We start from the raw sequence: 24,328 nt of genomic DNA on the forward strand, positions 1-24,328 counted from the left end.
CACTAACCCCGGGCACCGGCAGGACCGGTCGGGGTTTCCCGGACCGTTACCGTCCCGGCCGTGACGACGATGCTGCTCGACGCCGCGAGCCTCTACTTCCGCGCGTTCTACGGCGTCCCGACCAGCGTGACCGCACCCGACGGGCGGCCGGTCAACGCCGTCCGCGGGTTCCTCGACATGACCGCCCGGCTGCTGACCGCGCACTCCCCCAGCCGGCTGGTGGCCTGCTGGGACGACGACTGGCGGCCGGCGTTCCGCGTGGCGGCGCTGCCGTCGTACAAGGCGCACCGGCTGTCCCCCGAGGGCGGGGAGGAGACGCCCGACGAGCTCGGCCCGCAGGTGCCTGTGCTGGTCGACGTGCTGGCCGCGGCCGGCATCGCCCGGGTCGGGGCGCCGGGCTACGAGGCCGACGACGTGATCGGCACGCTGGCCACCCGCGCCCGCGGCCCGGTCGACGTGGTCACCGGCGACCGCGACCTGTTCCAGCTCGTCGACGACGCCCGCGGCGTGCGGGTCCTCTACACCGCCCGGGGCATCGCCGACATCGAGGTGGTCGACGAGGCGGCGGTGACGGCGAGGTACGGCATCCCGGGGCGGGCCTACGCCGACTTCGCGGTGCTGCGCGGCGACCCGAGCGACGGGCTGCCCGGGGTGGCCGGGGTCGGCGCGAAGACGGCGGCGGCGCTGGTGACGGAGTTCGGCGACCTGGCCGGCATCCGCGCGGCCGCGGCCCGCACGGTGGTGGCGAAGGCGCCGCTGACGGCGGCGGTGCTCAAGCGGCTGGCCGCGGGCGCGGACTACCTCGACGCGGCGCCCGTGGTGGTGGCGGTGGCCCGGGACATCGACATGCCCGCCGTCGAGGGGACCCTGCCCTCCCGGCCCGCCGACCCGGCGGCGCTGGCGTCGCTGGCCGACGCGCACGGGCTGCGCTCGTCGCTGGGCCGGCTGGGCGCGGCGCTGGGCTGGCCGGCCGACGTCCTCGACTGAGGACGCCGGCCGGCCCTCAGCCGGTCAGGACGTGACGTCCCAGGTGTAGGCGGCGGAGTCGGCGTCGGTGATCGCGACCTGCAGCGTCACGTCCTCGTCGTCCTCGGTGACGCCGCTGCACTCGTAGGTGGCGCCGTTCTCCACGACCATCTCCTGGTCGCAGGTGACCTCGATGCCGACGCCGAAGGTCTCGGTGAACTGCTCGGCGATGTCGCGCTCGGCGCGGCCGGCGTCGAGGACGTCCTTGCCCAGGACCAGCGGCAGGACGATCGCCGCGGCGATGACGACGACGGCGAGCGCCACCAGGCCGATGACGAGCCCGGTACGGGACTTCTTCGCCGGCGGCTGGCCGAACCCGCCGGGCTGACCGTAGGGCCCCGGCTGCCCGTACTGGCCCTGCTGGCCGTACTGCTGACCGTAGGGCTGCTGCTGCCCGTACTGCTGACCGCCGTACTGCCCCGGCTGGCCGTACTGCCCGGGCTGGCCGTACTGGCCCGGCTGCCCCTGCGGCTGGCCGCCGTACTGCCCCGGCTGCCCGTACTGGCCCGGCTGCCCGGGCTGCTGGCCGCCGTACTGGCCCGGCTGGCCGTACTGCCCACCCGGCTGGCCGTACTGGCCGGGCTGCCCGTACTGGCCCGGCTGACCGGGCTGCTGGCCGCCGTACTGCCCCGGCTGCCCGTACTGCCCCGGCTGGCCACCCTGCGGTGGGTTGGTCATCGTCGCTCCTGGTCGATCGCGCGCCGTTCCCCTGACCGTGCGTCACGGGAGCGGGGCGATTGTGCACCACCCCGGCCCGGTCGCGGCCCGCGCGCGCCGTGCGCGCGCCCCGCCCGGGTCACCCGCTGACCGCGACGGCCACCACGCCGCGGCGGATGCGGCCCACCGCCGCCCGGGCCACCCCGGCCACCGCCTCGTCGGCGACCTTGGCCAGCTGGTCCAGGACGTCGAGGAGCTGCCGCGCCCAGCGGACGAAGTCGCCGCCGGAGAGCTCCGTGCCGGCCTGCTCGGCGCCGGCGAGCACCCGGTCGAGGGTCTGCCCGTCGGCCCACCGGTAGGCCGCCCACGCGAAGCCGAGGTCCAGGTCGCGGGTGGCGGGGATGCCGCGGTCGAGCTCGACGTCCTGCAGGCGGGCGCGGATCCGGCGCATCTCGCCGATCGCCGCGGCCACCTGCCCGGCCGGGACCGCCGGCTGTCCGGGGGTCTCCCGCCGCGCCTCGAACACCAGCGTGGACACCACCGCGGCGAGCTCGGGCGGGGTGAGCCCGCGCCAGGCGCCGGCGCGCAGGCACTCGGCGATGAGCAGGTCGCCCTCCGACCAGATCCGCGCCAGCCGGCGTCCCTCGTCGGTGACCCGCGGGACGTCGTCGACGGGCGTGGGCTCCTCGGTGTCGGCCGGCACCAGCGGCACGACCTCCGGCACCAGGTAACCCAGCTCCTCGAGGACGTCGCAGGTGCGGTCGAACTGGCGGGTGAGCGAGCCCGTGCGCTCGGCCATCTTGCGGTGGGTGGCCTCGGCGTCGGCGACCGCGCGCAGGTACCGCTCGGCGAAGCGCACCCGCTCCTCCCGGTCGGGCAGGCCGTGCACCGGGTGGTTGCGCACCGCGCGGCGCAGGTCGTGCAGCACCGGGTCGTCGGCGGCGGCGGAGCGCTGCTTCGTGCGCCGGGCGCCCAGGTCGTTCTCCAGCCGGGCGGTGCGCAGCGTCGCGGCGAGGTCGCGGCGGGCGTGCGGACTGCGGTGGTTGAAGTTCTTGGGCACCCGCACCCGCGCCAGCGCGGTGACCGGCGTCGGGAAGTCGATGCTGGCCAGCCGGCCGGCCCACTTGTCCTCGGTGAGCACCAGCGGCCGCGGGTCGGCGAGGTCGGTGACGCCGGGGTCGAGGACGACGGCGAGGCCCTGGCGCCGCCCGGAGGGCACCCGGATGACGTCGCCGGGCCGCAGTGCGCCGAGCGCGTCGGCGGCCTCGATCCGGCGCTTGGCCGCCGAGTCGCGGGAGAGCTCCTTCTCGCGGTCGGCGATCTCGCGGCGCAGCCGGGCGTAGGCGAGCACGTCGCCGCCCTCGGTGCTCATCTCCGCGGCGAACTGCTCGGCGTCCCGCTCGGAGCGGGCCGCCTGCCGGGCCAGCCCCACGACCGACCGGTCGGCCTGGAACTGGGCGAAGGAGGAGGCGAGCAGCTCACGGGCGCGGGCCCGGCCGAAGGAGCCGACGAGGTTGACGGCCATGTTGTAGCTGGGCCGGAAGCTCGAGCGCAGCGGGTAGGTGCGGGTGCTGGCCAGCCCGGCGACCACGGCCGGGTCCACCCCGGGGGCCCAGACGACGACGGCGTGCCCCTCGACGTCGATCCCGCGGCGGCCGGCGCGGCCGGTGAGCTGGGTGTACTCCCCCGGCGTCACGTCGACGTGCGCCTCGCCGTTCCACTTGACCAGCCGCTCGAGCACCACGGTGCGGGCGGGCATGTTGATGCCCAGGGCCAGGGTCTCGGTGGCGAACACCGCCTTCACCAGGCCGCGGACGAAGCACTCCTCGACGGTCTCCTTGAACGCCGGCACGAGCCCGGCGTGGTGGGCGGCGATGCCGGCGAGAAGGCCCTCGCGCCACTCCCAGAAGCCGAGGACGTGCAGGTCCTCGTCCGGCAGGCTGCCGGTGCGCTCGTCGACGATGCGGGCGATCTCCGCGCGCTCGGCCTCGTCGGTGAGCCGCAGGCCCGACTGCAGGCACTGGGCGACGGCGGCGTCGCAGCCGTTGCGGCTGAAGATGAACGTGATCGCCGGCAGCAGCCCGGCGCGGTCGAGCCGCTCGACCACCTCGGGCCGGGCCGGCGGGCGGTACCGCGGCTTGTGCCAGTCCCGCTCGCGGCGCGAGCCGCCGTTGCCGCCGCCCCAGCTGTCCAGGCGCCGCTCGTGCTCGCGGACGTAGCGCACCAGCTCGGGGTCGACGACGCTGGCGCCGCGGTCGCGGGTGGACAGCGTGCGGGGCGTCTCGCCCTGCTCGGCGGCGTGCGCGGCCGGGCGCAGGCTGAACAGGTCGAACACCCGGCTGCCGACGAGCATGTGCTGCCACAGCGGGATCGGGCGCACCTCGCTGACGACGACCCTCGTGTGCCCGCGGACGGTGACCAGCCAGTCGCCGAACTCCTCGGCATTGCTCACCGTCGCCGACAGCGACACCAGGGTCACCGACGGCGGGAGGTGGATGATCACCTCCTCCCAGACCGCGCCGCGGAACCGGTCGGCCAGGTAGTGCACCTCGTCCATGACGACGTAGCCGAGGCCGGCGATGGCCGGGGACTCGGCGTAGAGCATGTTGCGCAGCACCTCGGTGGTCATCACGACCACCGGCGCGTCGCCGTTGATGGCGTTGTCGCCGGTGAGCAGGCCGACCCGGTCCTCGCCGTAGCGGTCGACGAGGTCGTTGTACTTCTGGTTCGACAGCGCCTTGATCGGCGTCGTGTAGAAGGCCTTGCGGCCCTCGGCCAGCGCCTTGTGCACCGCGAACTCGCCGACGACGGTCTTGCCGGCGCCGGTGGGCGCGCACACCAGCACGCCGGAGCCCTCGTCGAGCGCCTCGCACGCCTCGACCTGGAAGGGATCCAGGGAGAAGCCGAGTTCGGCGGTGAAGTCGGCGAGGGTCGGGTGCGCGCTGCGCCGCCGGGCAGCCGCGTACCGCTCGGCGGGACTGGACATGCGATCCACGTTAGGCGCTCGCGCGGCGGGGCTCAGATCGGCGCGTCGGTGCTCCTCCTCCGCGGCGGGTGGCCACCAGGCCGTGGCGATGACAAGTTGGGGATAACGGTCGGAGGAGCGGCATGCGGCCGTCCTGCCTTCCCGCAGCGCCTCCTCCCTTCCCGCCCACCGTGAGGGAGGACGCGCCACGATCAGGTCCCCTGATCCCGGCGCTCTCAGGTGCGGGCCGAGCCCACCACGCGCAGCGCGCCCGGCACCGCCTCGGCGACCACCGGCAGCGCCGCCACCGGCTCGCCGTCGGCGTAGGTGGTGAGTTCGGCGCCGGCGAGCTCCACCCGGGCGGCGCGGTGCACCGTCACGGCCGGGTGCGCCACGTGGGTGCCCTCGGTCAGCCGCGGCCGGGTGCGCACCAGCTCGCGGCGGGTCACCGGCCCGACAACGGTGACGTCGAGCAGGCCGTCGGCGGGGTCGGCGGCCGGGCAGACCCGCATGCCCCCGCCGTACCAGGGCGTGTTGCCGACGGCGACCAGCGTGACCGGCAGCGTCCGCGCCTCGCCATCGAGGGTGAGCACCACCTCGCGGGGCCGCAGCCGGGCGAGCTCGGCGAGGATGGCGACGTCGTAGCGGCGCGGCCCGCGGGGCCAGCGCAGCCGGTTGGCCCGGTCGGTGACGGCGGAGTCGAAGCCGCAGCACAGCACGGTCGCCCACCAGCGCCCGGCGGTGCGGCCGGCGTCGACCGGGCGCAGCGCCCCCTCCCGCAGGTCGGCGGCGGCCGCGGTGGCGGCGGCGACCGGCTCGGGCGGCACGCCGAGGGCGAGGGCCAGGTCGTTGCCGGTGCCCGCCGGGACGACGGCCAGCGGGGTGCCGGTGCCCGCGACGGCCTGCAGCCCGGCGTGCGCGGCGCCGTCCCCGCCGACGGCCACCACGGCTCCGGTGCCGGCGGCGACGGCGCGCGCCGCGGCCCGCTCGGCGTCCGCCCGGGTCGGAGCGGCGAGCACCTGCGGGGTCAGCCCGCCGGCGCGCAGCGCGTCGAGGACGGCGGCCGCGGCGGTGCGGGCCCGCCCGCGGCCGGCGGCGGCGCTGACCAGGACGGCGACGTCCACCCCGGGCTCAGCCGCGGGTGGGCGCGCGGTCGCCGTCGAGCCGGGAGGGGGTGGTGTCGAGCGCCGAGGGACCGGCGTCCAGCGGCGACGCCTCGTCGTCGGAGAGCGCGTGGAAGTGCTCGGCGGCGTCGCGCCTGGCCCGCCGCTTGTCGACCACCCGGGCGATCTGGATGGCCAGCTCGAACAGCACGATCATGGGCCCGGCCATGAGCAGCATGGTGAACGGGTCCTGCGTCGGCGTGACGAACGCGGCGAAGACGATGGTGAGGAAGAAGATCCACCGCCGGCTGCGCCGCAGGACGTCGTAGGACAGGACCCCGACGGCGTTGAGCGCCACCGCCACCAGCGGCACCTCGAAGCTGACGCCGAAGGCCACCAGCAGCGAGAGCACGAAGCCGATGTAGTCCTGCGCGGTCAGCGCGATCACCACGCCGTCGCCGGCGAGGGACAGCAGCAGCTCCAGGCCCGCCGACAGGGAGACGTAGGCGAGCACCGCGCCGAGGGCGAACAGCGTCGTGGACACCAGCACGAACGTGATGCCGTAGCGCTTCTCGTTGCGCCGGAGCCCCGGGGTGATGAACGCCCACAGCTGGTAGAGCCACACCGGCGCCGACAGCACCGCGCCGGCCAGCAGGCTCACCTTCAGGCGGATGAACACCCCGCCGAAGACGTCGGTGATGAGCAGCCCGCAGCCGCCGTCGACGCTGCCGCCGTAGCGCAGCTCACCGGGCAGGCCGCAGTACGGCGCGCGGATGAAGTCCCCAAGGCCGTGCTCGTACCACCAGAACGCGACGGCGGAGGCCACCAGCAGCGCGAGCAGCGCCTTGGCGACGCGGTTGCGCAGCTCGGTCAGGTGGGCGACGAGGGTCATCGTCGCCTCGGCGTCCCGCGGCGGCCGGCGGCGGCGTCCCCTGCGTGCGACGGGTCCGGCCACGTCGCTGCTCCGGGAGGTGCTCAGCGGGGGTCGGCGACGCCGGGCCGGGCGGCGCGCGCCCGCAGCTCGGCGGCGCGGGCCTCGGCGGCGGCCGCCTCGGCCTCCAGCTGGGCCCGGCGGTCGCGGTCGGCGGCGTCGAGCGCGGCCGGGCCGGCGGCGGGGGCCGCGCCGGGGCCGCGGTCGTCGTCCTTCATGCCCTTCATCTCGCCCTTGAAGATGCGCAGCGAGCGGCCGAGCGAGCGCGAGGCGTCGGGCAGCTTCTTGTAGCCGAACAGCAGCAGGACGGCCAGGATGATCAGGCCGATCTCGAGCGGGCCGAGGTTCATGCGTCCTCCAGGTCGCGGGGGCGGGGCCGATGCTACGCCGGGGGGTGTTCGTCCCCCGGGGCCGCAGCGGACGTACCGGCGGCGTTCACCCGTCGTTGGAGCGGCGTTCCTCCGCGAGCGCGGCGGCCCGCGCGGCGGTGGCCTGCGCCTGCTCGAGGAAGGGCCGCACGTCGCGCTCGGCGGCCTCGAGCTCGCGGACCAGCCGCTGCCGGGCGCCCAGCAGGCCGAACACGACCGCGCCGAGCACGACCAGGGACAGCACGACGACGGCGATCCACACGACCCACAGCACGGGCAGACCCTATGCGCCGGGACCCGGACCCCGCGGCTCAGGCGCCGGTCCAGGCGCCGCGGCTCAGGCGCCGGTCCAGGCGCCGGTCCGGGCGCCGGTTCAGGCGCCGTAGCGGGCCAGTGCCGCGCGGGCGTCGGCGGCCACCGCGTCGGCGAGCTCGGCCGGCCCGTCGACGGTCGCCGCCCCGCCGAGGGAGGCGACCAGCCGGCGCGCCCAGGCCGGGTCGCCGGTGCGCAGGGTCACCAGCAGCCCGCCGGAGGGCTCGTCGACCTCGCGGACGTCCTCGACCGGGTAGTACTCGGCCACCCAGCGGGCGGTGCGGGCCAGCCGCAGCCGGACCACCGGCGAGCCGGGCGCCGGCTGGTAGAGGCCCTGGTCGAGGTCGCGCGGCGCGGCCTGCGGCGGCGGGGCGGCGGCCTCGTCGAGCACCTCGACGTCGTCGATGCGGTCCAGGCGGAACAGCCGGACGCCGGCCACCTCCCGCGACCACGCCTCCAGGTACCAGCGGCCGTCGACGAGCAGCAGCCGCATCGGGTCGACGGTGCGCTCGGTGCGCTCGTCGCGGGTGGGGACGTAGTAGTGCAGGTGCAGCGCCCGCCGGTCCTCGAGGGCCTGCCGGACGACGGCGAGGGCCTGCTCGCGGGCGTCGACGCTGACCGCCACCGGGGTGACCCGCTCGGCGGCGTGCCCGGCGGCGGCCGACACCTTGGCCAGCGCGCGGCTGACCGCCTCCTGCTCGGCGAGGCCGGGCAGGTCCAGCAGGGTGCGCAGCGCGACGACCAGCGCGACCGCCTCGTCGGTGGTCAGCCGCAGCGGGCGGACCATGCCGGCGGTGAAGGTGACCCGCACCCGGTCGCCCTCGAAGGACAGGTCGATGAGGTCGCCGGGGCCGTAGCCGGGCAGCCCGCACATCCACAGCAGCTCGAGGTCGCGGCGCAGCTGCCGCTCGGGGACCCCGAAGTCGCGCGCCACCTCCGGCAGCGGCACGCCGTCGGGGCGGGCGGTGAGGTACGGGACGAGCGACAGCAGCCGCGTCATCCGCTCGTTGGTGGCGGGCGTGGTCACGAGCGGGCTCCCATCGCGGCCAGCCGGCGCAGCCGCTCGACGACGGCGTCGCGCACGGACTGCGGCGACTCCACGAGCACGTCGGGGCCGAGCGCGGCGAGCTGGTCGGCCAGCCGCCCGGGGTCGGTGGTGCGCAGCTGCAGCCGGTCGTCCCCGTCGGGGCCGGCGCCCAGCGGGGTGGCCCAGCGGCGCAGGCCGACGGCGGTGCCCGGGCGGGCGCGCACCACCACGAGGTGCTCCTCTCCCCCGCCGCCGGACTGGCGGGCGACGATCCCCGCGAGGTCGACGTCCGGCGGCGGCTCGAACGCGTTCTCCGGGCCGGTGGCCTTCGGGGTGCCGACCACCCGGGACAGCCGGAACACCCGCGGGGCCTGCCGGTCGAGGTCGAGGCCGACGAGGTACCAGCGGCCGTGCCAGGCGACGACGCCCCACGGCTGCACCCGGCGCCGGGCGGGGGTGTCCTCGTCGGGGCGGCGGTAGCCGAAGGTGAGCACCCGCCGGTCGCGGGCCGCCGCGTAGCAGGGCTCGAAGGCCGGCTCGTTGGAGTCCAGCCGCGGCTGCACCGGCAGCGTGCGGCCGGGGTCGACGTCGACGCCCGCGGCGCGCAGCTTCACCAGCGCGCTCTGCGCGGCCCCGGCCAGCTGCGCGGACTCCCACAGCCGCAGCGCCAGGCCCACCGCGGCGGCCTCCTCGCCGGTGAGCGTGATCTCGGGCAGCTCGTAGTCGGCGCGGGCGATGCGGTAGCCGTCCTCGGTGTCGAAGACGCTGGTGCGGCCGGTCTCCAGCGGCACGCCCATCTCGCGCAGCTCGGCCTTGTCGCGCTCGAACATCCGCTTGAACGCCTCGTCGGCACGGGCGGTGCCGTCGTCGGGCTCGTAGCCGGGCACGATGGCGCGGATGCGGGCCGCCGTCACGTACTGGCGGGTGCCCAGCAGCGCGATGACCAGGTTGACCAGTCGTTCCGCCCGCTTCGCCGACACGCCGCACAGGCTAGCCAGCCCGGGCCCGCGGCACCCCGTCCGGGCCGCGGACCGGCGCTCGCCCCCGGCCCCGGTGCAGGGACCCGCACCGAGCTTGCGAGGCGCGGGGGGCACCGGGGTCCTTACTCTCGCCCTGTGGGGGAGCAACGGACGACGCAGCAACGCATCCGCTGGCGACGCGGGCGGGTGACCGCGACGGGGCGCAGCTGGCGGGACGCCCTGGAGCTCACCGTCGACGTGCCCGGCGACGGCGAGGTGCGCTCGCTGGCCCACCCGTCGCTGGTCGGCGTGCCCGAGGTCGGCGACGACGTCCTGCTCAACACCACCGCCTGGGCGCAGCGACTGGGCACCGGCGGCTACGCGCTCGTCGTCGCCGTCCCCGACCGGCTGCCGCCGGACCCGACCGGCCCGGGACACCTGGTCAAGGCGCGGTACACGCCGCTGCAGGTGAGCGTGCAGGGCGTCGACGAGCAGGACACCGAGCACCACGACGCGATCGCCGAGGCCGAGGACCTGGGCGGGATGCCGGTCGTCGTCGCCGACCTGCACTCGGCCCTGCCGGCGGCGCTGATCGGGGTGTTCGCCACCGACCCCGACCTCAAGGTCGCCTACGTCATGACCGACGGCGGCGCGCTGGTGGCCGGCTTCTCCCGCACGCTGCACACCCTGGCGCCGTCGCTGACCGGGGTGGTCACCGTGGGGCAGGCGTTCGGCGGGGACCTGGAGGCGGTCACGCTGCACACCGGGCTGCTCGCGGCGAAGCACGTGCTCGGCGCCGACGTCGCCGTCGTCACCCAGGGCCCCGGCAACCTCGGCACCGGCACCCCGTGGGGCTTCTCCGGGGTGGCCGCCGGGGAGGCGTGCAACGCCGTCAGCGTGCTGGGCGGCGAGCCGATCGGGGCGCTGCGGATCTCCGACGCCGATCCGCGTCCCCGCCACCGCGGGGTCTCCCACCACTCGCTGACCGCATTCGGCCGGGTGGCGCTGGCCGGGGTGGCCCTGGTGGCGCCGCGCGGGCTGGGGTCGGAGCTCGGGCAGCAGGTGGAGGAGGACCTGGCCGGGCAGCCCGAGCGCAACCGGGTGGTGTGGGTCGACGTCGACGGCCTCGACGAGGCGCTGCAGCTCTCGCCGGTGACGCTGTCGACGATGGGCCGCGGCTGGCCCGAGGAGCGGGCCTACTTCCTGGCCGCCGCGGCCGCCGGCCGCTACGCCGCCCTGCGGGTGCCCCTCCCCGACTGACCCGCGCGACGGCGACCCGTTCCGCGCATCTCCGCGGATCTGCACCGGGCAGATCCGCGGAGATGCGCGGACTCACATCGAGGCGATCAGCTTCTCGACGCGCTCGTCGACGCTCTTGAACGGGTCCTTGCACAGCACGGTGCGCTGGGCCTGGTCGTTGAGCTTGAGGTGCACCCAGTCGACGGTGAAGTCACGCCGCTTCTCCTGGGCCTTGCGGATGAACTCCCCGCGCAGCTTGGCGCGGGTGGTCTGCGGCGGCACGTTCTTGGCCTCGAACACCCGCGGCTCGTGGGCCACCCGCTGCACCTGCCCGCGGCGCTCCAGCAGGTAGTACAGGCCCCGCTTGCGGGAGATGTCGTGGTAGGCGAGGTCCATCTGGGCGATCCGCGGGCTGGACATCGTCAGGTCGTGCTTGGCCCGGTAGCGCTCCAGCAGGTTGAGCTTGGTGGCCCAGTCGATCTCGCGGTCGATCAGCGAGAGGTCCTCGGTGTCGACGGCCTTGAGCACCCGCCCCCACAGCTCGAGCATCTGCCGGTGCACCGGGCCGAAGCCCTCCCGGTCGACGAACTCCGCGGCGCGCGAGTGGTACTCGGCCTGGATCTCCAGCGCGCTCATCTCCCGGCCGCTGGCCAGGCGCACCTTGCGGCGGCCGGTGATGTCGTGGCTGATCTCCCGGATCGCGCGGATCGGGTTCTCCAGCGCCATGTCCCGGATCGGCACGCCGGCCTCGATCATCCGCAGCACCAGGTCGGTGATGGTGACCTTGAGCAGCGTCGTCGTCTCGTTCATGTTCGAGTCGCCGACGATCACGTGCAGCCGCCGGTAGCGCTCGGCGTCGGCGTGCGGCTCGTCGCGGGTGTTGATGATCGGCCGGGAACGGGTGGTGGCGCTGGAGACGCCCTCCCAGATGTGCTCGGCGCGCTGGCTGACGCAGTAGATCGCCCCGCGCGGGGTCTGCAGCACCTTCCCCGCGCCCACCACCAGCTGGCGGCTGACCAGGAACGGGATCAGCACGTCGGCCAGCCGGGAGAACTCCCCGTGCCGGCCCACCAGGTAGTTCTCGTGGCAGCCGTAGCTGTTGCCCGCCGAGTCGGTGTTGTTCTTGAACAGGTAGATGTCGCCGGTGACGCCCTCCTCGGCCAGCCGCTGCTCGGCGTCGACCAGCAGGCCCTCCAGGATCCGCTCCCCGGCCTTGTCGTGGACGACCAGCTCGGTCAGGTCGTCGCACTCGGCGGTGGCGTACTCCGGGTGGCTGCCGACGTCGAGGTAGAGCCGCGACCCGTTGCGCAGGAACACGTTGGAGCTGCGCCCCCAGGACACCACCCGGCGGAACAGGTAGCGGGCGACCTCGTCCGGGGACAGCCGGCGCTGCCCGCGGAAGGTGCACGTGACGCCGTACTCGGTCTCGATCCCGAAGATCCGTCGGTCCACGGACCGAGCCTAGGCGCCGGATGCGACTCCGGCCGGTTCCCGGCGGCCCGCGCCGACGCGCGTGCTGTCCTCCCCCGCCCGCACAGTGGGGAGGTGCCCCTCCTGCCCCCGCCGCCCTCCCCCGCCGACGGCGCCACACCGGCCGACGCCGCCTCCTGGGTGGCCGCCCACCTGGGCGACCTGACGCTGGAGGGCCCGGACGGCGTCGCCCCCGGGGTGGCCCGCGGTGGCCAGTCCGCGGCCGACGCGGCCCTCGCCGGGCTGGACGTCACCGGCTACGCGCGCGACCGCAGCACCGTGCTGCCGGTCGACCGGCGCGGCGCCACCCGGGTCTCGCCCTACGTGCGGCACGGCCTGCTCCCGCTGCCGCGCCTGTGGGAGGCCGTCGCGGGCGCGCCGTCCCGCGACCGGGGCCGCTACCGCGACGAGCTGCTCTGGCAGGAGTACGCGCGGCACCTCTACGCCCGCGTGGGCGGCGGGATCCGGCGGCCGCTGCGCTTCGACCAGCCCCGCGCGGAGCCCTGGGACGGCGAGCCGTGGCCGCGGCGGATGAACTGCATGGACACCGTCGTGACGGAGCTGCACCGCGACGGGTGGCTGGTCAACCAGACCCGCATGTGGCTGGCCTCGCAGTGGGCGGTGCGCGCGGGGGCCGACTGGCGCGACGGCGAGGCCGAGACCTACCGGCACCTGCTCGACGGGTCGCGGGCGGCCAACGGGCTCGGCTGGCAGTGGACGGTGGGCACCGGCAGCGGCAAGCCGTACGGGTTCAGCCGCTGGCAGGTGGAGAAGCGGGCGCCGGAGCTGTGCGCCGGATGCGCCCTGCGCCGCGCCTGCCCGGTGCAGCAGTGGCCGGAGGCGTCGTCCGGCCCGCGGGTGGACGGCCCCGACCTGGGCCGGGGCCCGGTGCCGGCCGGCCCGGCGGAGCCCGAGGGGACGGGCGGGGGCGAGCTCGTGTGGCTGACCGCGGAGTCCCTCGGCTCGGCCGACCCGGCGCTGGCCGCCGATCCGGACCGCCCGGCGGTGTTCGTCTTCGACGAGCCGCTGCTGGCCCGGCTGCGGCTGTCGGGCAAGCGGCTGGTGTTCCTCGCCGAGACGCTCGGGGAGCTCGCGGCCACCCGGCCGCTGGAGGTGCGCCGCGGCGCGGTGCCCGCTGAGCTGGCCGGCCGCCGGCTGGCCGCGACGTGGACGCCGGTCCCCGGCTGGCGCCAGCGGGCCGCGCGGCTCGACGTCGTCGAGCGGCACCCGTGGCCCTGGCTCGTGCGGCCCGGCACCACGTCGGTGCGCTCGTTCAGCTCCTGGCGGCGGGACGCCGGCCGCGCAGTGCCGGGCTAGGCGCCCGGCACCGCCCGGCGGTCAGCTCTCGCCGGCGTCCGCGGGCCCGTCGACGGCGCCGCCGGCGGTGTCCGGCGCGGCCGGGTCGCCCAGGCCCGCCGGGGTGCCCGGCTGCGGGGCGCTCGGCGCGTGCGCGTGGGGAGCGGCCTCCGGGGCGGGCCCGCCGCCGTCGCCGAGCAGGCTGCCCAGCGCCGCGCCGACCACCCGGCGGAAGGCCCGCTTGGGGCGCCGCCGGTCGAGCACGGCGACCTCCAGCTGCGCGGCCGGCAGCAGCCCGTCGCCGCTCCCGTTGCCCGGCATGGCCGGGCTGGACGCCGACAGGGCCCGCACGCCGACCATCAGCGCCTCGGACAGCGGCAGGCCGGCGCGGAAGTCCTCCCGCAGCCGGGCGGTGACCGCCTCGGCCTGCCCGCCCATGACGACGAAGTCCGGCTCGTCGACGACCGAGCCGTCGAAGGTCAGCCGGTAGAGCTGGTCGGACTCGCTGCTGTCGCCCACCTCGGCCACGCACAGCTCGACCTCGTAGGGCTTCATCTGCTCGGTGAAGATCGCGCCGAGGGTCTGCGCGTAGGCGTTGGCGATGACCCGGCCCGTGACGTCGCGGCGGTTGTAGGAGTAGCCGCGGACGTCGGCCAGGCGCACCCCGGCCACCCGCAGGCTCTCGAACTCGCTGTACCGGCCGACGGCGGCGAAGCCGATGCGGTCGTAGATCTCGCCGACCTTGTGCAGCGTGGAGCTGGGGTTCTCGGCGATGAACAGGACGCCGTCGGCGTAGGTGAGGACGGCGACGCTGCGGCCGCGGGAGATGCCCTTGCGGGCGTACTCCGAGCGGTCGCGCATGACCTGCTCGGCCGAGGCGTAGTAGGGCATGGTCACGGCGTCAGAACCCCCGGTCGACGTTCTCGCGGTCGGCGGCGGCGCGCTCGCCGACGATGGTGTCGGCGATCCCGGCCACCTCGGCGTCGGTCAGGCGCACCGCGCCCTCGGCGTCGACGCGGTAGACGATCGGGTACAGCCGCCGCACCGGGTCGGGGCCGCCGGTGGCGGAGTCGTCGTCGGCGGCGTCGTAGAGCGCCTCGACGACGGTGCGGGTGGCGGCGTCGCCGTCGAGGCCCGAGCGCCAGGTCTTCTTCAGCGAGTTCTTGGCGAATAGCGAGCCCGAGCCGACGGCGGCGTAACCGCGCTCCTCGTAGTTCCCGCCGGTGACGTCGTAGCTGAAGATCCGGCCCGGGGTGGTGCCGGCGGCGGCGTCGAGGTCGAAGCCCGCGAACAGCGGGACGACGGCGAGGCCCTGCAGGGCGGCGCCGAGGTTGCCGCGGATCATCTGCGCGAGGCGGTTGGCCTTGCCGTCGAGGCTGAGGGTGAGGCCCTCGATCTTCTCGTAGTGCTCGAGCTCGACCTGGTAGAGCTTGACCATCTCGATCGCGATGCCGGCCGCGCCCGCGATGCCGATGACCGACCAGGTGTCGGCCGGGTACACCTTCTCGATGTCGCGGCTGGAGATCAGGTTGCCCATGGTGGCGCGGCGGTCGCCGCCCATGAGGACGCCGCCGGCGTAGGTGACGGCGACGATCGTGGTGCCGTGCGGGGTGAGGTCGCCGGCGTTCACCGACGGCACCTGGCGCCTGCTGGGCAGCAGGTCGGGCGCCGCCGCGGCGAGGAAGTCGGTGAACGAGGAGCCCACGCGGTCCAGGTAGGCGGGCGGGAAGCCGCTCCGGCCGGTGTGCGACTGGGTCAACCCGTCCACCCTCTCCGCGCCCCTCCGGGGTGCTCATCGACGTGCCGCGGGCGACCCGCGGCAGCTCGCCGTCGACCCTACCGGCGGGGCCGGTCCCCCACCCGGGGCGCCGGGAGGCCTGGTGGGCGGGGCCGGTCGTGGCTAGCGTGCGCCGGCCGCGACCGACCGAGGGGGACCCCGTGACCGACCGACTCCACCCGGGCGGGGTGCCGCGCGTGCCCGCCGGCCGGCGGCGGCTGGTCACCGCGGGCGCGGGGCTGCTGCTGGTGGCGGTGTGCGGGCTGGCCGCGGCCTGGGGCCGGGCGACCCTGGACACCGACGGCGTGGCGGTCGCCGCGGCCGTCTCCGCGGTGCTGCTCGTGGTCGCGCCGCGGCTGTGGAGCCGGGTGCGGCGCGAGGTGGTGGCGCGGCCCGTGCTCGAGGGGACCGTGCTGACCGGGCGGACGCCGCTCGGGCGGCACGGCATGGACCTCGCCCGGGTGCACGCCGCGGCCGTGTCCTGGGACGCCGAGTCGCGCCGCGTCGTGGCCCTGGGGCTGGCCGACGACGGCGGGTGCGCGGTGGTGCCGTGGTCGCAGCTGCAGGCGATGCCCGACCTGGCGGAGATGCGCCGGCTGCTGGTGCTGCGCCAGGAGCAGGGGGCGCTCGTGCTGCCGGCGCCGGTCTGCGCGGCCTGGGACCTCCCCGCCCTGCCCGGCGCCGACGCGACGGGGCCGCTCCCCCGCGACCGCGTCGAGCGGGTGCTGGCGGGCCTCACGCACGCGGGCTCGGCCGCCGCGGTGGCGGCGGGCATCCTGCTGGCCTGAATCCTGGCTCAGGGAGTGCCACCGCTGAGGATCCGGCGCAGAGTCGGGTCGGCCGGGTCGAGCGTCCCCTGCGCCTTGGCGTAGCGGAGCCGGTGCACCTCGACGTAGTCCGCCGCGGCCCGCATCAGGGACGGGTCGTCCCGCAGGAGGCCCAGCGCCAGGTTGCACCGCTCGCAGAGCAGCGCCCGGACGAGGTCCGTCGCGTGGTCGTGGTCGATGTGCCCAGGGCTCGGCTCCCCGCAGACGGCGCACATGTCGCACTGCCTCGCGCGCAGTTCAGCGATGCCGGCGCGGTCGAGTCCGTAACGACTGGCGTAGTAGCGGTCCATGTCCGCGGAGCGCTTGCAGGCCTTGCACTGACTACCGAATCCCGAGGACTTCCTCTTCGACCGGGTGTAGTCCTCGTGCGCCACGGCCTGCTGGCACGACGGGCACCATCGAAACCCGTCGGGTACCCAGGAGTGGTCGCGGACCTCTCTTCCCTGTCGACGCCGACTCTCCCGATACCAGCGGCCGTTGCGCTCCCGGTTGCACGCGAGGCAGTAGAAGGACAGCCCGTCAGGCAGCGACCTGTTCCGCCCATAAGCAGACAGCGGCTTGACCTCGTCGCATGACGGACAACGCTTGGACATCCGCCAGGCCTCATTACTCAGAGCGACGAGGCCGTCACTCTCCGCCCTTCTGCACGTACGATCTCACGAACTCCTCGGCGTTCTCCTCGAGGACGTCGTCGATCTCGTCGAGGATGGCGTCGACGTCCTCGGACATCTCCTTGTGGCGCTCGGCGACCTCGGTGTCCGCCGAGGCCTCGACCTCGTCGGTCTCCTCGCGCGAGCGCGTGGCGCGCTGCTGCCCGCCGGTGTCCCTGGTGGCCATGTGCCCTCCCCTGGTGCGCGCCGAGTGCGTGCTGCTGCCGAAACTACCCGCAGGTACCGACATGCGGGCGGCCGAACACGGGCCTCAGCCGGCCGCGCCGAACCCGTCGAGCAGGTGCGCGCGGATGGCCGGCCGCGAGCCGAAGACGAGCAGGAACACCGCCTCGCGCGCCGTCCGCTCGGCCACGCTGCCGGCCCGGGCCGCGGCGCTCCCGGAGGCCACCACCAGCGCGCCCGCCGCCCGGTGGGCCAGCGCCGCCGCCTCCGCCCGCGCGGCGGGCAGGTCCTCCGGCCCGGCGGCGTCCAGCCGCGCCCGCGCCGCCTCCAGCGCGGAATCCAGCGGCGAGGGCCTCACCAGCGCCGCGCACCGCCGGACCAGGCCCAGCGCCAGCGAGCCGTTGACCCGCAGCCCGGCCGCGTCGCCCGCCCGGACCTGCGCCAGCGGCGTCGTGCCCAGCCGCCGGCCGGCCGGCACGCGATGGCCGGAGAACCGCAGCTCCACCGTGGCGCTCGCCTGCACGGCCACCAGCGGCTGCGGCACCGCCTCCAGCGTCGGGCCCTCCACCGCGTCGGCGAGCACGAACGCGACGTCCTCGCCGTCGCGGGCGGCCACCACCAGCACGTCGACCAGGCCCCACCCGGTCACCCACGGCACGGCGCCGTCGAGCACCAGCTCCCCACCGTCGCGCCGCAGCGTCACCGGCTCGGCGTCCGGCCGGGTCGCGGCCTGCAGGGCGATGCCCGCCCGCACCCGCCCGGCGCACAGGTCCGCCAGCAGCCCCGGATGCTCCCCGGACGCGGCCAGCCGCCCGACGACGCCGTGGTGCTTCAGGTACACGAACGCTGTCGCGAGGTCGCCGGCGGCCAGCTCCTCCACCACCGCCGCCAGCGTCGCGCCGTCGCCGTCCAGACCCCCGGCGGACGCCGGCCCGACCACGCCGTACAGCCCGGCCGCGGCCAGCGCGTCGAGGTGCGTGCGCGGCAGCACGCCGGTGGCGTCGACCCCGGCGGCCGCGGGCGCCAGCACGTCGGCCGCCAGCGCCCGGGCGGCCTCCACCGGCGCGGGCACTCAGCCCCCGGTGATCGTGTCGACCAGTTCCTGCGCGCTCGACGTCGACTCGAACAGCAGCCCGACGTGGTCGCGGGTGCCCTTGAGCGGCTCCATCGTGGGGATCCGCACCAGGTTCTCCCGGCCCAGGTCGAACACCACCGAGTCCCACGACGCGGCCGCCACCTGCGCCGGGAAGCGCCGGAGGCACTCGCCGCGGAAGAACGCCCGGGTGTCGCTCGGCGGGGTCACCATCGCCCGCGTCACCTCGTCGTCGGTGAGCAGCCGCTGCATCGACCCGCGGGCCACCAGCCGGTGGTACAGCCCCTTGTCCGGGCGCACGTCGGAGTACTGCAGGTCGACCAGGTGCAGCCGCGAGTCGCCCCAGCCCAGCCCGTCGCGGGACCGGTAGCCCTCCAGCAGGCGCAGCTTGGCCGGCCAGTCGAGGCGGTCGGCCAGGCGCATCGGGTCGACGGCGAGGTCGTCGAGCACCTCCGCCCAGCGGCGCAGCACGTCGGCGGTCTGCTCGTCGGCGCCGCCGGAGCGCTCGACGAAGGCCACCGCCTGGTCGAGGTAGGAGCGCTGCACGTCGACGGCGGTCATCCGGCGGCCGTCGCGCAGCCGCACCAGGTGGGTGAGCGAGGGGTCGTGGCTGACCGCCTGCAGCGCCGCCACCGGCTCCTCGATCGACAGGTCCTCGGTGAGCGCCCGCGCCTCGATCATGTCGAGCACGAGCGCCGTCGTCCCGACCTTCAGGTAGGTGGACAGCTCGGCGAGGTTGGCGTCGCCGATGATCACGTGCAGCCGGCGGTACTCGTCGGGATTGGCGTGCGGCTCGTCGCGGGTGTTGATGATCGGCCGCTTGAGCGTCGTCTCCAGGCCCACCTCGACCTCGAAGAAGTCGGCGCGCTGGGAGATCTGGAAGCCCTGGGTGCGGCCCTCGGTGCCGATGCCGACGCGGCCGGCGCCGGCGAACACCTGCCGGGTGACGAAGAACGGGACGAGCCCGCGGATGATCTCGATGAACGGCGTCCGCCGGTCCATCAGGTAGTTCTCGTGCGCGCCGTAGCTGGCGCCCTTGCCGTCGGTGTTGTTCTTGTAGAGCTGGATCGGCTGGGTGCCGGGGATGCGGGCGGCCCGCCGGGCGGCCTCGGCCATCACCCGCTCGCCGGCCTTGTCCCATAGCACGATGTCGCGCGGGTTGGTGACCTCCGGCGTCGAGTACTCCGGGTGGGCGTGGTCGACGTAGAGCCGGGCGCCGTTGGTGAGGATGACGTTGGCCATCCCCGAGTCCTCGTCGAGGTCGTTGTGGTCCAGGGCCTGCGCCGGGGAGAGGTCGAAGCCGCGGGCGTCGCGCAGCGGGGACTCCTCCTCGAAGTCCCACCGCGGGCGGCGGCGGGTCGGCGCGTCGGCCACCGCCCAGGCGTTCACCACCTGGCTGGACAGGGTGGTCGGGTTGGCCGTGGGCTGCCCGGGGACCGAGATGCCGTACTCGACCTCGGTCCCCATCACCCGCCTGACGCTCATGCGACCGAGACTAGGCCCCGCCGCGGACGGGCTCCCCGGACCGGCGGGAGGGCGCGCGGGCCGGTCAGCCGCGCACCGTCGTGGTCGTCCGGCCGCCCCCGGCGGGCACGAGCACGCACCGGCCGTAGGAGTAGTCCGGCCACTCCTCGGCGGTGTCCACCCACACGTCGACGACGTAGCCGTTGGGCACCTCGCCGCCGCCGTAGTCCTGCGCGACGTTCGTGCACGAGCCGACCACCGACCGGCGGGTCGGCTCGTCCGGGTACGGCGCGCCCTCGGGCAGCGCGGCCACCTCGGTGCCCACCGGCTCGGCCTCGTGCGGCTCCGAGCAGGGCGCGACGCCGTAGTCGGCGGGCGACCCGACGAAGCAGGTGCGGTGCCGCGCCGGGTCGGACCCGGCCAGCGCGCCGGCGAGGATCCCGGGCGCGGGCTCGGGCACCAGGTAGCCGTAGAAGACGTCGCAGCGGATCCACCGGGCGCCCGCTGCCCACTGCTCCGCCGTCGGCAGGTAGGCGGCGTACCAGGCGTAGGGGTCGTCGAGGGAGTCCCCGCCGAGGTACTCGCGGACGACGTCGAGGTCGCACAGGTCGGCCAGCGCCGCGCTGATCCGGCTGTCGGGGTCGTCGAGGTCGGCCTGGGCCGGGTGCGGCGCGTCGTCGGCGAGGCCGCTGTCGCCGACGACCGCGGTCTCGGCGTTGTGGTCGCCGGAGCACTCGACCGGCGGCGGCGGGTCGAGCGGGGCGCTCTGCTGCCCCTCGGCGATCGTCGAGCAGGTGCCCACGACCGGCGCCTCGGCGGGGTCGAGGGTGCCCTCGGCGGGCGGCACGGTGGGCTTGGCGACCTCGAGGCCGGCGTAGAACGCCTCGCCGTCGACGGTGCTGCTGCACCCGGCGAGCGCGAGCGCGGCCACCAGGGCGACCGGCACCCAACGGCCGGCGCGGTGCCCGGTGCGCATGAGCCCGCCCTCCCGTCCGGCGGCCCCGTCCGGGGCGCGTCCGGGCACAGGGTAGAGGCCCGCGGGTCCCGGCCGTCCCGTCCGCGGACGGGACGGCCGGGGCCGGCTCAGAGGTACTGGCCGGTGTTGGTGGCGGTGTCGATGGCGCGGCCGGAGTCGCTGCCCTTGCCGCTGATGAGCGTGCGGATGTAGACGATCCGCTCGCCCTTCTTGCCCGAGATCCGCGCCCAGTCGTCGGGGTTGGTCGTGTTGGGCAGGTCCTCGTTCTCCTTGAACTCGTCGACGCAGGCCTGCATCAGGTGACCGACCCGCAGCCCGCTGGACCCGAAGTCCAGGCTGTCCTTGATGGCCATCTTCTTGGCGCGGTCGACGATGTTCTGCAGCATCGCCCCGGAGTTGAAGTCCTTGAAGTACAGGACCTCCTTGTCACCGTTGGCGTAGGTCACCTCGAGGAAGCGGTTCTCCTCGCTCTCGGTGTACATCCGCTCGACGGTGCGCTGGATCATCCCCTGGATGGTGGCCTCGCGGCTGCCGCCGTTCTCGGCGAGGTCGTCGGGGTGGATCGGCAGCGAGGGCCGCAGGTACTTGCTGAAGATGTCGCGCGCGGCCTCGGCGTCCGGGCGCTCGATCTTGATCTTCACGTCGAGCCGGCCGGGTCGCAGGATCGCCGGGTCGATCATGTCCTCGCGGTTGGAGGCGCCGATGACGATGACGTTCTCCAGCCCCTCGACGCCGTCGATCTCGCTGAGCAGCTGCGGGACGATCGTCGACTCGACGTCGGAGCTCACGCCGGACCCGCGGGTGCGGAAGATCGAGTCCATCTCGTCGAAGAAGACGATGACCGGCGTGCCCTCGCTCGCCTTCTCGCGGGCGCGCTGGAACACCAGCCGGATGTGCCGCTCGGTCTCGCCGACGTACTTGTTGAGCAGCTCGGGGCCCTTGATGTTGAGGAAGTAGGACTTGGCCTGCCCCTCCCCCTTCACCGCGGACACCTTCTTGGCCAGGGAGTTGGCGACCGCCTTGGCGATCAGCGTCTTGCCGCAGCCGGGCGGTCCGTAGAGCAGGATGCCCTTCGGCGGGCGGAGCTCGTACTCGCGGAACAGGTCGGCGTGCAGGAACGGCAGCTCCACGGCGTCGCGGATCTGCTCGATCTGCCGGGAGAGGCCGCCGATGTCGGAGTAGTCGATGTCGGGGACCTCCTCGAGGACGAGCTCCTCGACCTCGCTCTTGGGGATCCGCTCGTACACGTAGCCCGACCGCGACTCCAGCAGCAGCGAGTCGCCGACCCGCAGCGGCTGCCCGGTGAGGGAGTCGGCCAGGTAGACGACCCGCTCCTCGTCGGTGTGGCCGATGACCAGCGCGCGCTGGGTGACGCCGTCGACGGGCTCGAGCAGCTCCTTGAGCATGACGACGTCACCCTGCTTCTCGTAGCCGAGCGCCTCGACGACGTTCATCGCCTCGTTGAGCATGACCTCCTGGCCGGGGCGCAGGCCGTCGAGCTCGACGGCCGGCGACACCGACACCCGGAGCTTGCGGCCGCCCGTGAAGACGTCGACGCTGCCGTCGTCGTGCCGGCCCAGGAAGACGCCGTAGCCCGACGGCGGCTGGCCGAGCCGGTCGATCTCCTCCTTGAGCGTGACCAGCTGCTCGCGGGCGTCGCGCAGGGTGCCGGCCAGCTTGTCGTTGCGGTCGGAGAGGAAGGCCGCGCGGCCCTCCGCCTCGGCGATCCGCTCCTCCAGCGCACGCACCTGGCGCGGGCTCTCGGACACCTTGCGGCGCAGCAGGCCGATCTCCTCCTCGAGGTAGGAGATCTGGGCGAGCAGGGCGGAGACGTCACGCTCGCGCCGCGCTCGGAACTCGTCGGGACCATTGCCAAGGCCGGGGCCCATCGCGCACCTCCGCACACATCAGGGGGAGCCAGGACGCAAATCTATACACGCCTGCCGACGTCCTGCCCGTGGCTCGCGGGGGGCCTCCGGGTGGTGTAGGGACCGGCGCTCAGCCCTTCTGCGCGCGGCGCTGGCGCACCGGCGCGACGACGCCCTCGGCGAGCCGGCGGGCGGTCACCAGGAAGGCCGTGTGGGCCACCATCCGGTGCTCCGGGCGCACGGCGAGGCCGACCGCGTGCCACGGGCGGACCAGCGACTCCCAGGCGTAGGGCTCGGTCCAGCAGCCCTGCGCGCGCAGCGCCTCGACGTACGTGGACAGCTGCGTGACGGTGGCGACGTAGCCGACCAGCACGCCGCCCGGGCGCAGCGCGGCGGCCACGGTCGGCAGCACCGCCCAGGGCTCGAGCATGTCCAGGACGACGCGGTCGACGACCTCCTCGGCGGGGTGGTCGGCGAGGTCGCCCAGGCGCAGGTCCCAGTTGGCGGGCACCCCGCCGAAGAAGGCGCCGACGTTGCCGCGGGCGACGTCGGCGAAGTCCTCGCGCCGCTCGTAGCTGGTGACGCGCCCGTTCTCTCCGACGGCGCGCAGCAGCGAGCAGGTGAGCGCGCCGGAGCCGGCGCCGGCCTCCAGCACCCGCATGCCGGGGCCGACGTCGCCGCTGCCGACGATCTGGGCGGCGTCCTTGGGGTAGATGACCTGAGCGCCGCGCGGCATGGAGAGGACGAAGTCGGCGAGCAGCGGGCGCAGCGCCAGGTAGCCGGTGTTGGCGGTGGAGTGCACCACCGAGCCCTCGGGAGCGCCGATGAGGTCGTCGTGGGCGATGGCGCCGCGGTGGGTGTGGAACTGCTTGCCGGGCTCGAGGACGACGGTGTGCAGCCGGCCCTTGGGGTCGGTGAGCTGCACCCGGTCGCCGACGGCGAACGCGCCCGGGACCGGGGTCCGCTCCACCGGCGCCCGCTGCTCCTCCCCCGCGGCCGCCGGCTCGGCGGCGGGTGCCGGGGCGGCGCTGTCGGCGGTCTGGCTGGGCTCGGGCTGCTCGGTCACGGGCGGCCAGCCTAGGCGAGCGCCGCGGGCACCCGTCCCGGCGCGGGGACGCGGGACTGTCGGTGGGGCGACCTAGCCTCGATGACATGACGGCCGTGTTCTCCCCCGACACCGCGTCCGGCGCCCCGTCCGGCACCCCGTCCGACGGCGCCGAGCAGGCTCCCGGGGCGGCGCGGGCGCCGCGCCGCCCGTCGCTGTCGCCCAGCCGCGCGGCCGACTTCAAGACCTGCCCGCTGCTCTACCGCTTCCGCACCATCGACCGGCTGCCGGAGAAGAAGAGCGCGGCGGCGGTGCGCGGCACGCTGGTGCACGCCGTCCTCGAGCGGCTCTACGACCTGCCGCAGGCCGAGCGCACCGTGGAGGCCGCGCGCGGGCTGGTGGGGCCGGCGTGGGAGGAGCTGCAGGCCGACCCGGAGGTGGCCGCGCTCTTCGCCCCGGGCGAGGACGGCGCCGAGCCGCCGTCGCTGGACTCCTGGCTGGCTTCGGCCGGGGAGCTGGTGGAGACCTACTTCCGCCTGGAGGACCCGACCCGCATCCAGCCCGAGGGCCGCGAGCAGCTGGTCGAGGTGACGCTGCCCGACGGGCTGCTGCTGCGCGGGTACGTCGACCGGCTCGACGTCGCCCGCAACGGCGCGCTGCGGGTGGTCGACTACAAGACCGGCTCGATGCCGCGCGAGGCGTTCGAGTCCAAGGCGCTGTTCCAGATGAAGTTCTACGCGCTGGTGCTGTGGCGCACCCGCGGCGTGGTGGCCTCCCAGCTCAAGCTCATCTACCTCGGCGACGGCGACGCGCTCACCTACGCCCCCGAGGAGGCCGAGCTGCTGCGCTTCGAGCGGACGCTGCTGGCCATCTGGGCGGCGATCGAGCGGGCGGTGGCCACCGGCGACTTCCGGCCCAACCGCACCCGGCTGTGCGGCTGGTGCGACCACCAGGCGCTGTGCCCCTCCTTCGGCGGCACTCCGCCGCCGTTCCCGGCCGAGGCCGCGGCCGCCGCGGGCTGGAGCACGCTGCCCGTCGTCGAGCGCGACTGACGCCCGACGGCGTCCGCGGTCCGGGCGGACCCGCCCTCAC

23 protein-coding genes are annotated in these 24,328 nt (G+C 75.3%); 5 read left to right on the forward strand and 18 right to left on the reverse strand.

The window, feature by feature from the left end:
* Window positions 1-69: 69 nt before the first annotated feature.
* Complete coding sequence (locus tag WA616_RS00920; RefSeq protein WP_336027560.1) at window positions 70-987, forward strand: 5'-3' exonuclease; 918 nt, start codon at window positions 70-72, stop codon at window positions 985-987.
* 24 nt (window positions 988-1,011) lie between these two features.
* On the opposite strand, the gene WA616_RS00925 is transcribed toward WA616_RS00920, so the two are convergent.
* The 8 genes from WA616_RS00925 to WA616_RS00960 all read right to left on the reverse strand — a co-directional run bounded on the left by WA616_RS00925 (window position 1,012) and on the right by WA616_RS00960 (window position 9,369).
* The gene (locus WA616_RS00925) at window positions 1,012-1,704 is read right to left on the reverse strand and encodes a DUF4333 domain-containing protein (protein WP_336026461.1); all 693 of its coding nucleotides are present in this window, start codon (window positions 1,702-1,704) and stop codon (window positions 1,012-1,014) included.
* Between the two features lie 118 nt (window positions 1,705-1,822).
* Entirely contained in the window at window positions 1,823-4,669 is a 2,847-nt protein-coding gene (locus WA616_RS00930) for a DEAD/DEAH box helicase (protein WP_336026463.1), read from the reverse strand.
* 215 nt (window positions 4,670-4,884) lie between these two features.
* On the reverse strand, window positions 4,885-5,772 hold the full coding sequence (locus tag WA616_RS00935; RefSeq protein WP_336026465.1) for a diacylglycerol kinase family protein: 888 nt from the start codon (window positions 5,770-5,772) through the stop codon (window positions 4,885-4,887).
* Between the two features lie 7 nt (window positions 5,773-5,779).
* Window positions 5,780-6,643: a twin-arginine translocase subunit TatC gene (gene tatC, locus WA616_RS00940; protein ID WP_083628502.1), complete on the reverse strand. Its 864-nt coding sequence runs from the start codon at window positions 6,641-6,643 to the stop codon at window positions 5,780-5,782.
* Window positions 6,644-6,726: 83 nt separating this feature from the next.
* Window positions 6,727-7,032, reverse strand: coding sequence for a Sec-independent protein translocase subunit TatA (tatA, locus tag WA616_RS00945; protein ID WP_073419833.1), 306 nt, complete (start codon window positions 7,030-7,032; stop codon window positions 6,727-6,729).
* 85 nt (window positions 7,033-7,117) lie between these two features.
* Window positions 7,118-7,324, reverse strand: a complete 207-nt coding sequence (locus WA616_RS00950) for a hypothetical protein (RefSeq protein ID WP_336026471.1) — start codon at window positions 7,322-7,324, stop codon at window positions 7,118-7,120.
* 99 nt (window positions 7,325-7,423) lie between these two features.
* On the reverse strand, window positions 7,424-8,389 hold the full coding sequence (locus WA616_RS00955) for a helix-turn-helix transcriptional regulator (RefSeq protein WP_336026472.1): 966 nt from the start codon (window positions 8,387-8,389) through the stop codon (window positions 7,424-7,426).
* A complete protein-coding gene (locus WA616_RS00960) occupies window positions 8,386-9,369 on the reverse strand; it encodes a helix-turn-helix transcriptional regulator (RefSeq protein ID WP_336026473.1) in 984 nt (327 codons plus the stop codon). Before WA616_RS00960 ends, WA616_RS00955 begins: the two co-directional genes overlap by 4 nt.
* A 186-nt stretch (window positions 9,370-9,555) precedes the next feature.
* Between WA616_RS00960 and WA616_RS00965 the strand changes: the two genes are divergently transcribed.
* Complete coding sequence (locus tag WA616_RS00965; protein WP_336026474.1) at window positions 9,556-10,608, forward strand: DUF3866 family protein; 1,053 nt, start codon at window positions 9,556-9,558, stop codon at window positions 10,606-10,608.
* Between the two features lie 72 nt (window positions 10,609-10,680).
* Here WA616_RS00965 and pafA read toward each other — a convergent pair whose 3' ends face one another.
* On the reverse strand, window positions 10,681-12,039 hold the full coding sequence (pafA, locus tag WA616_RS00970; RefSeq protein ID WP_073419838.1) for a Pup--protein ligase: 1,359 nt from the start codon (window positions 12,037-12,039) through the stop codon (window positions 10,681-10,683).
* 93 nt (window positions 12,040-12,132) lie between these two features.
* Here pafA and WA616_RS00975 point away from each other — a divergent pair, with 93 nt between their 5' ends.
* The gene (locus tag WA616_RS00975) at window positions 12,133-13,374 is read left to right on the forward strand and encodes an FAD-binding domain-containing protein (RefSeq protein WP_336026478.1); all 1,242 of its coding nucleotides are present in this window, start codon (window positions 12,133-12,135) and stop codon (window positions 13,372-13,374) included.
* 21 nt (window positions 13,375-13,395) lie between these two features.
* On the opposite strand, the gene prcA is transcribed toward WA616_RS00975, so the two are convergent.
* Both prcA and prcB read right to left on the reverse strand, forming a co-directional pair.
* Window positions 13,396-14,244 (reverse strand): proteasome subunit alpha, encoded by an 849-nt coding sequence (prcA, locus tag WA616_RS00980; protein ID WP_336027561.1) that lies wholly within the window; start codon window positions 14,242-14,244, stop codon window positions 13,396-13,398.
* A gap of 10 nt (window positions 14,245-14,254) precedes the next feature.
* The gene (prcB, locus tag WA616_RS00985) at window positions 14,255-15,112 is read right to left on the reverse strand and encodes a proteasome subunit beta (RefSeq protein WP_336026480.1); all 858 of its coding nucleotides are present in this window, start codon (window positions 15,110-15,112) and stop codon (window positions 14,255-14,257) included.
* Between the two features lie 179 nt (window positions 15,113-15,291).
* Here prcB and WA616_RS00990 point away from each other — a divergent pair, with 179 nt between their 5' ends.
* Window positions 15,292-15,918, forward strand: a complete 627-nt coding sequence (locus tag WA616_RS00990) for a hypothetical protein (protein WP_336026482.1) — start codon at window positions 15,292-15,294, stop codon at window positions 15,916-15,918.
* An 8-nt stretch (window positions 15,919-15,926) separates the two neighbouring features.
* Here the strand turns inward: WA616_RS00990 and WA616_RS00995 are convergent, their stop codons facing one another.
* The 7 genes from WA616_RS00995 to WA616_RS01025 form a co-directional block, all read right to left on the reverse strand.
* Window positions 15,927-16,247: an endonuclease domain-containing protein gene (locus WA616_RS00995; protein ID WP_336026483.1), complete on the reverse strand. Its 321-nt coding sequence runs from the start codon at window positions 16,245-16,247 to the stop codon at window positions 15,927-15,929.
* A gap of 337 nt (window positions 16,248-16,584) precedes the next feature.
* Window positions 16,585-16,794 carry a ubiquitin-like protein Pup gene (locus WA616_RS01000; RefSeq protein ID WP_073419843.1) on the reverse strand — a complete coding sequence of 70 codons (210 nt, stop codon included), beginning with the start codon at window positions 16,792-16,794 and terminating at the stop codon, window positions 16,585-16,587.
* 84 nt (window positions 16,795-16,878) lie between these two features.
* Window positions 16,879-17,862, reverse strand: a complete 984-nt coding sequence (locus tag WA616_RS01005; protein ID WP_336026487.1) for an acyl-CoA dehydrogenase family protein — start codon at window positions 17,860-17,862, stop codon at window positions 16,879-16,881.
* The gene (gene dop, locus WA616_RS01010; RefSeq protein ID WP_336026488.1) at window positions 17,863-19,368 is read right to left on the reverse strand and encodes a depupylase/deamidase Dop; all 1,506 of its coding nucleotides are present in this window, start codon (window positions 19,366-19,368) and stop codon (window positions 17,863-17,865) included.
* Window positions 19,369-19,432: 64 nt separating this feature from the next.
* A complete protein-coding gene (locus WA616_RS01015; RefSeq protein WP_336026490.1) occupies window positions 19,433-20,323 on the reverse strand; it encodes a septum formation family protein in 891 nt (296 codons plus the stop codon).
* 107 nt (window positions 20,324-20,430) lie between these two features.
* The gene (gene arc, locus WA616_RS01020) at window positions 20,431-22,212 is read right to left on the reverse strand and encodes a proteasome ATPase (protein WP_336026492.1); all 1,782 of its coding nucleotides are present in this window, start codon (window positions 22,210-22,212) and stop codon (window positions 20,431-20,433) included.
* A gap of 109 nt (window positions 22,213-22,321) precedes the next feature.
* The gene (locus tag WA616_RS01025; RefSeq protein ID WP_442901958.1) at window positions 22,322-23,257 is read right to left on the reverse strand and encodes a tRNA (adenine-N1)-methyltransferase; all 936 of its coding nucleotides are present in this window, start codon (window positions 23,255-23,257) and stop codon (window positions 22,322-22,324) included.
* Between the two features lie 86 nt (window positions 23,258-23,343).
* Here WA616_RS01025 and WA616_RS01030 point away from each other — a divergent pair, with 86 nt between their 5' ends.
* Complete coding sequence (locus tag WA616_RS01030) at window positions 23,344-24,288, forward strand: RecB family exonuclease (RefSeq protein WP_336026493.1); 945 nt, start codon at window positions 23,344-23,346, stop codon at window positions 24,286-24,288.
* Window positions 24,289-24,328: the final 40 nt, after the last annotated feature.

The organism is Geodermatophilus sp. FMUSA9-8 (assembly GCF_037034165.1).
Taxonomy (GTDB): domain Bacteria; phylum Actinomycetota; class Actinomycetes; order Mycobacteriales; family Geodermatophilaceae; genus Geodermatophilus; species Geodermatophilus nigrescens.

Excerpts from the sequence above, each read along its gene's own strand:
- dop (WP_336026488.1), bottom strand. The coding sequence starts at position 19,368 with ATGAGCGTCAGGCGGGTGATGGGGACCGAGGTCGAGTACGGCATCTCG.
- WA616_RS01000 (WP_073419843.1), bottom strand. The coding sequence starts at position 16,794 with ATGGCCACCAGGGACACCGGCGGGCAGCAGCGCGCCACGCGCTCGCGC.
- arc (WP_336026492.1), bottom strand. The coding sequence starts at position 22,212 with ATGGGCCCCGGCCTTGGCAATGGTCCCGACGAGTTCCGAGCGCGGCGC.
- tatA (WP_073419833.1), bottom strand. The coding sequence starts at position 7,032 with ATGAACCTCGGCCCGCTCGAGATCGGCCTGATCATCCTGGCCGTCCTG.
- WA616_RS01015 (WP_336026490.1), bottom strand. The coding sequence starts at position 20,323 with ATGCGCACCGGGCACCGCGCCGGCCGTTGGGTGCCGGTCGCCCTGGTG.
- WA616_RS00920 (WP_336027560.1), top strand. The coding sequence starts at position 70 with ATGCTGCTCGACGCCGCGAGCCTCTACTTCCGCGCGTTCTACGGCGTC.
- WA616_RS00925 (WP_336026461.1), bottom strand. The coding sequence starts at position 1,704 with ATGACCAACCCACCGCAGGGTGGCCAGCCGGGGCAGTACGGGCAGCCG.
- prcA (WP_336027561.1), bottom strand. The coding sequence starts at position 14,244 with ATGCCCTACTACGCCTCGGCCGAGCAGGTCATGCGCGACCGCTCGGAG.
- tatC (WP_083628502.1), bottom strand. The coding sequence starts at position 6,643 with ATGACCCTCGTCGCCCACCTGACCGAGCTGCGCAACCGCGTCGCCAAG.
- WA616_RS00930 (WP_336026463.1), bottom strand. The coding sequence starts at position 4,669 with ATGTCCAGTCCCGCCGAGCGGTACGCGGCTGCCCGGCGGCGCAGCGCG.
- WA616_RS01030 (WP_336026493.1), top strand. The coding sequence starts at position 23,344 with ATGACGGCCGTGTTCTCCCCCGACACCGCGTCCGGCGCCCCGTCCGGC.
- WA616_RS00995 (WP_336026483.1), bottom strand. The coding sequence starts at position 16,247 with ATGGACCGCTACTACGCCAGTCGTTACGGACTCGACCGCGCCGGCATC.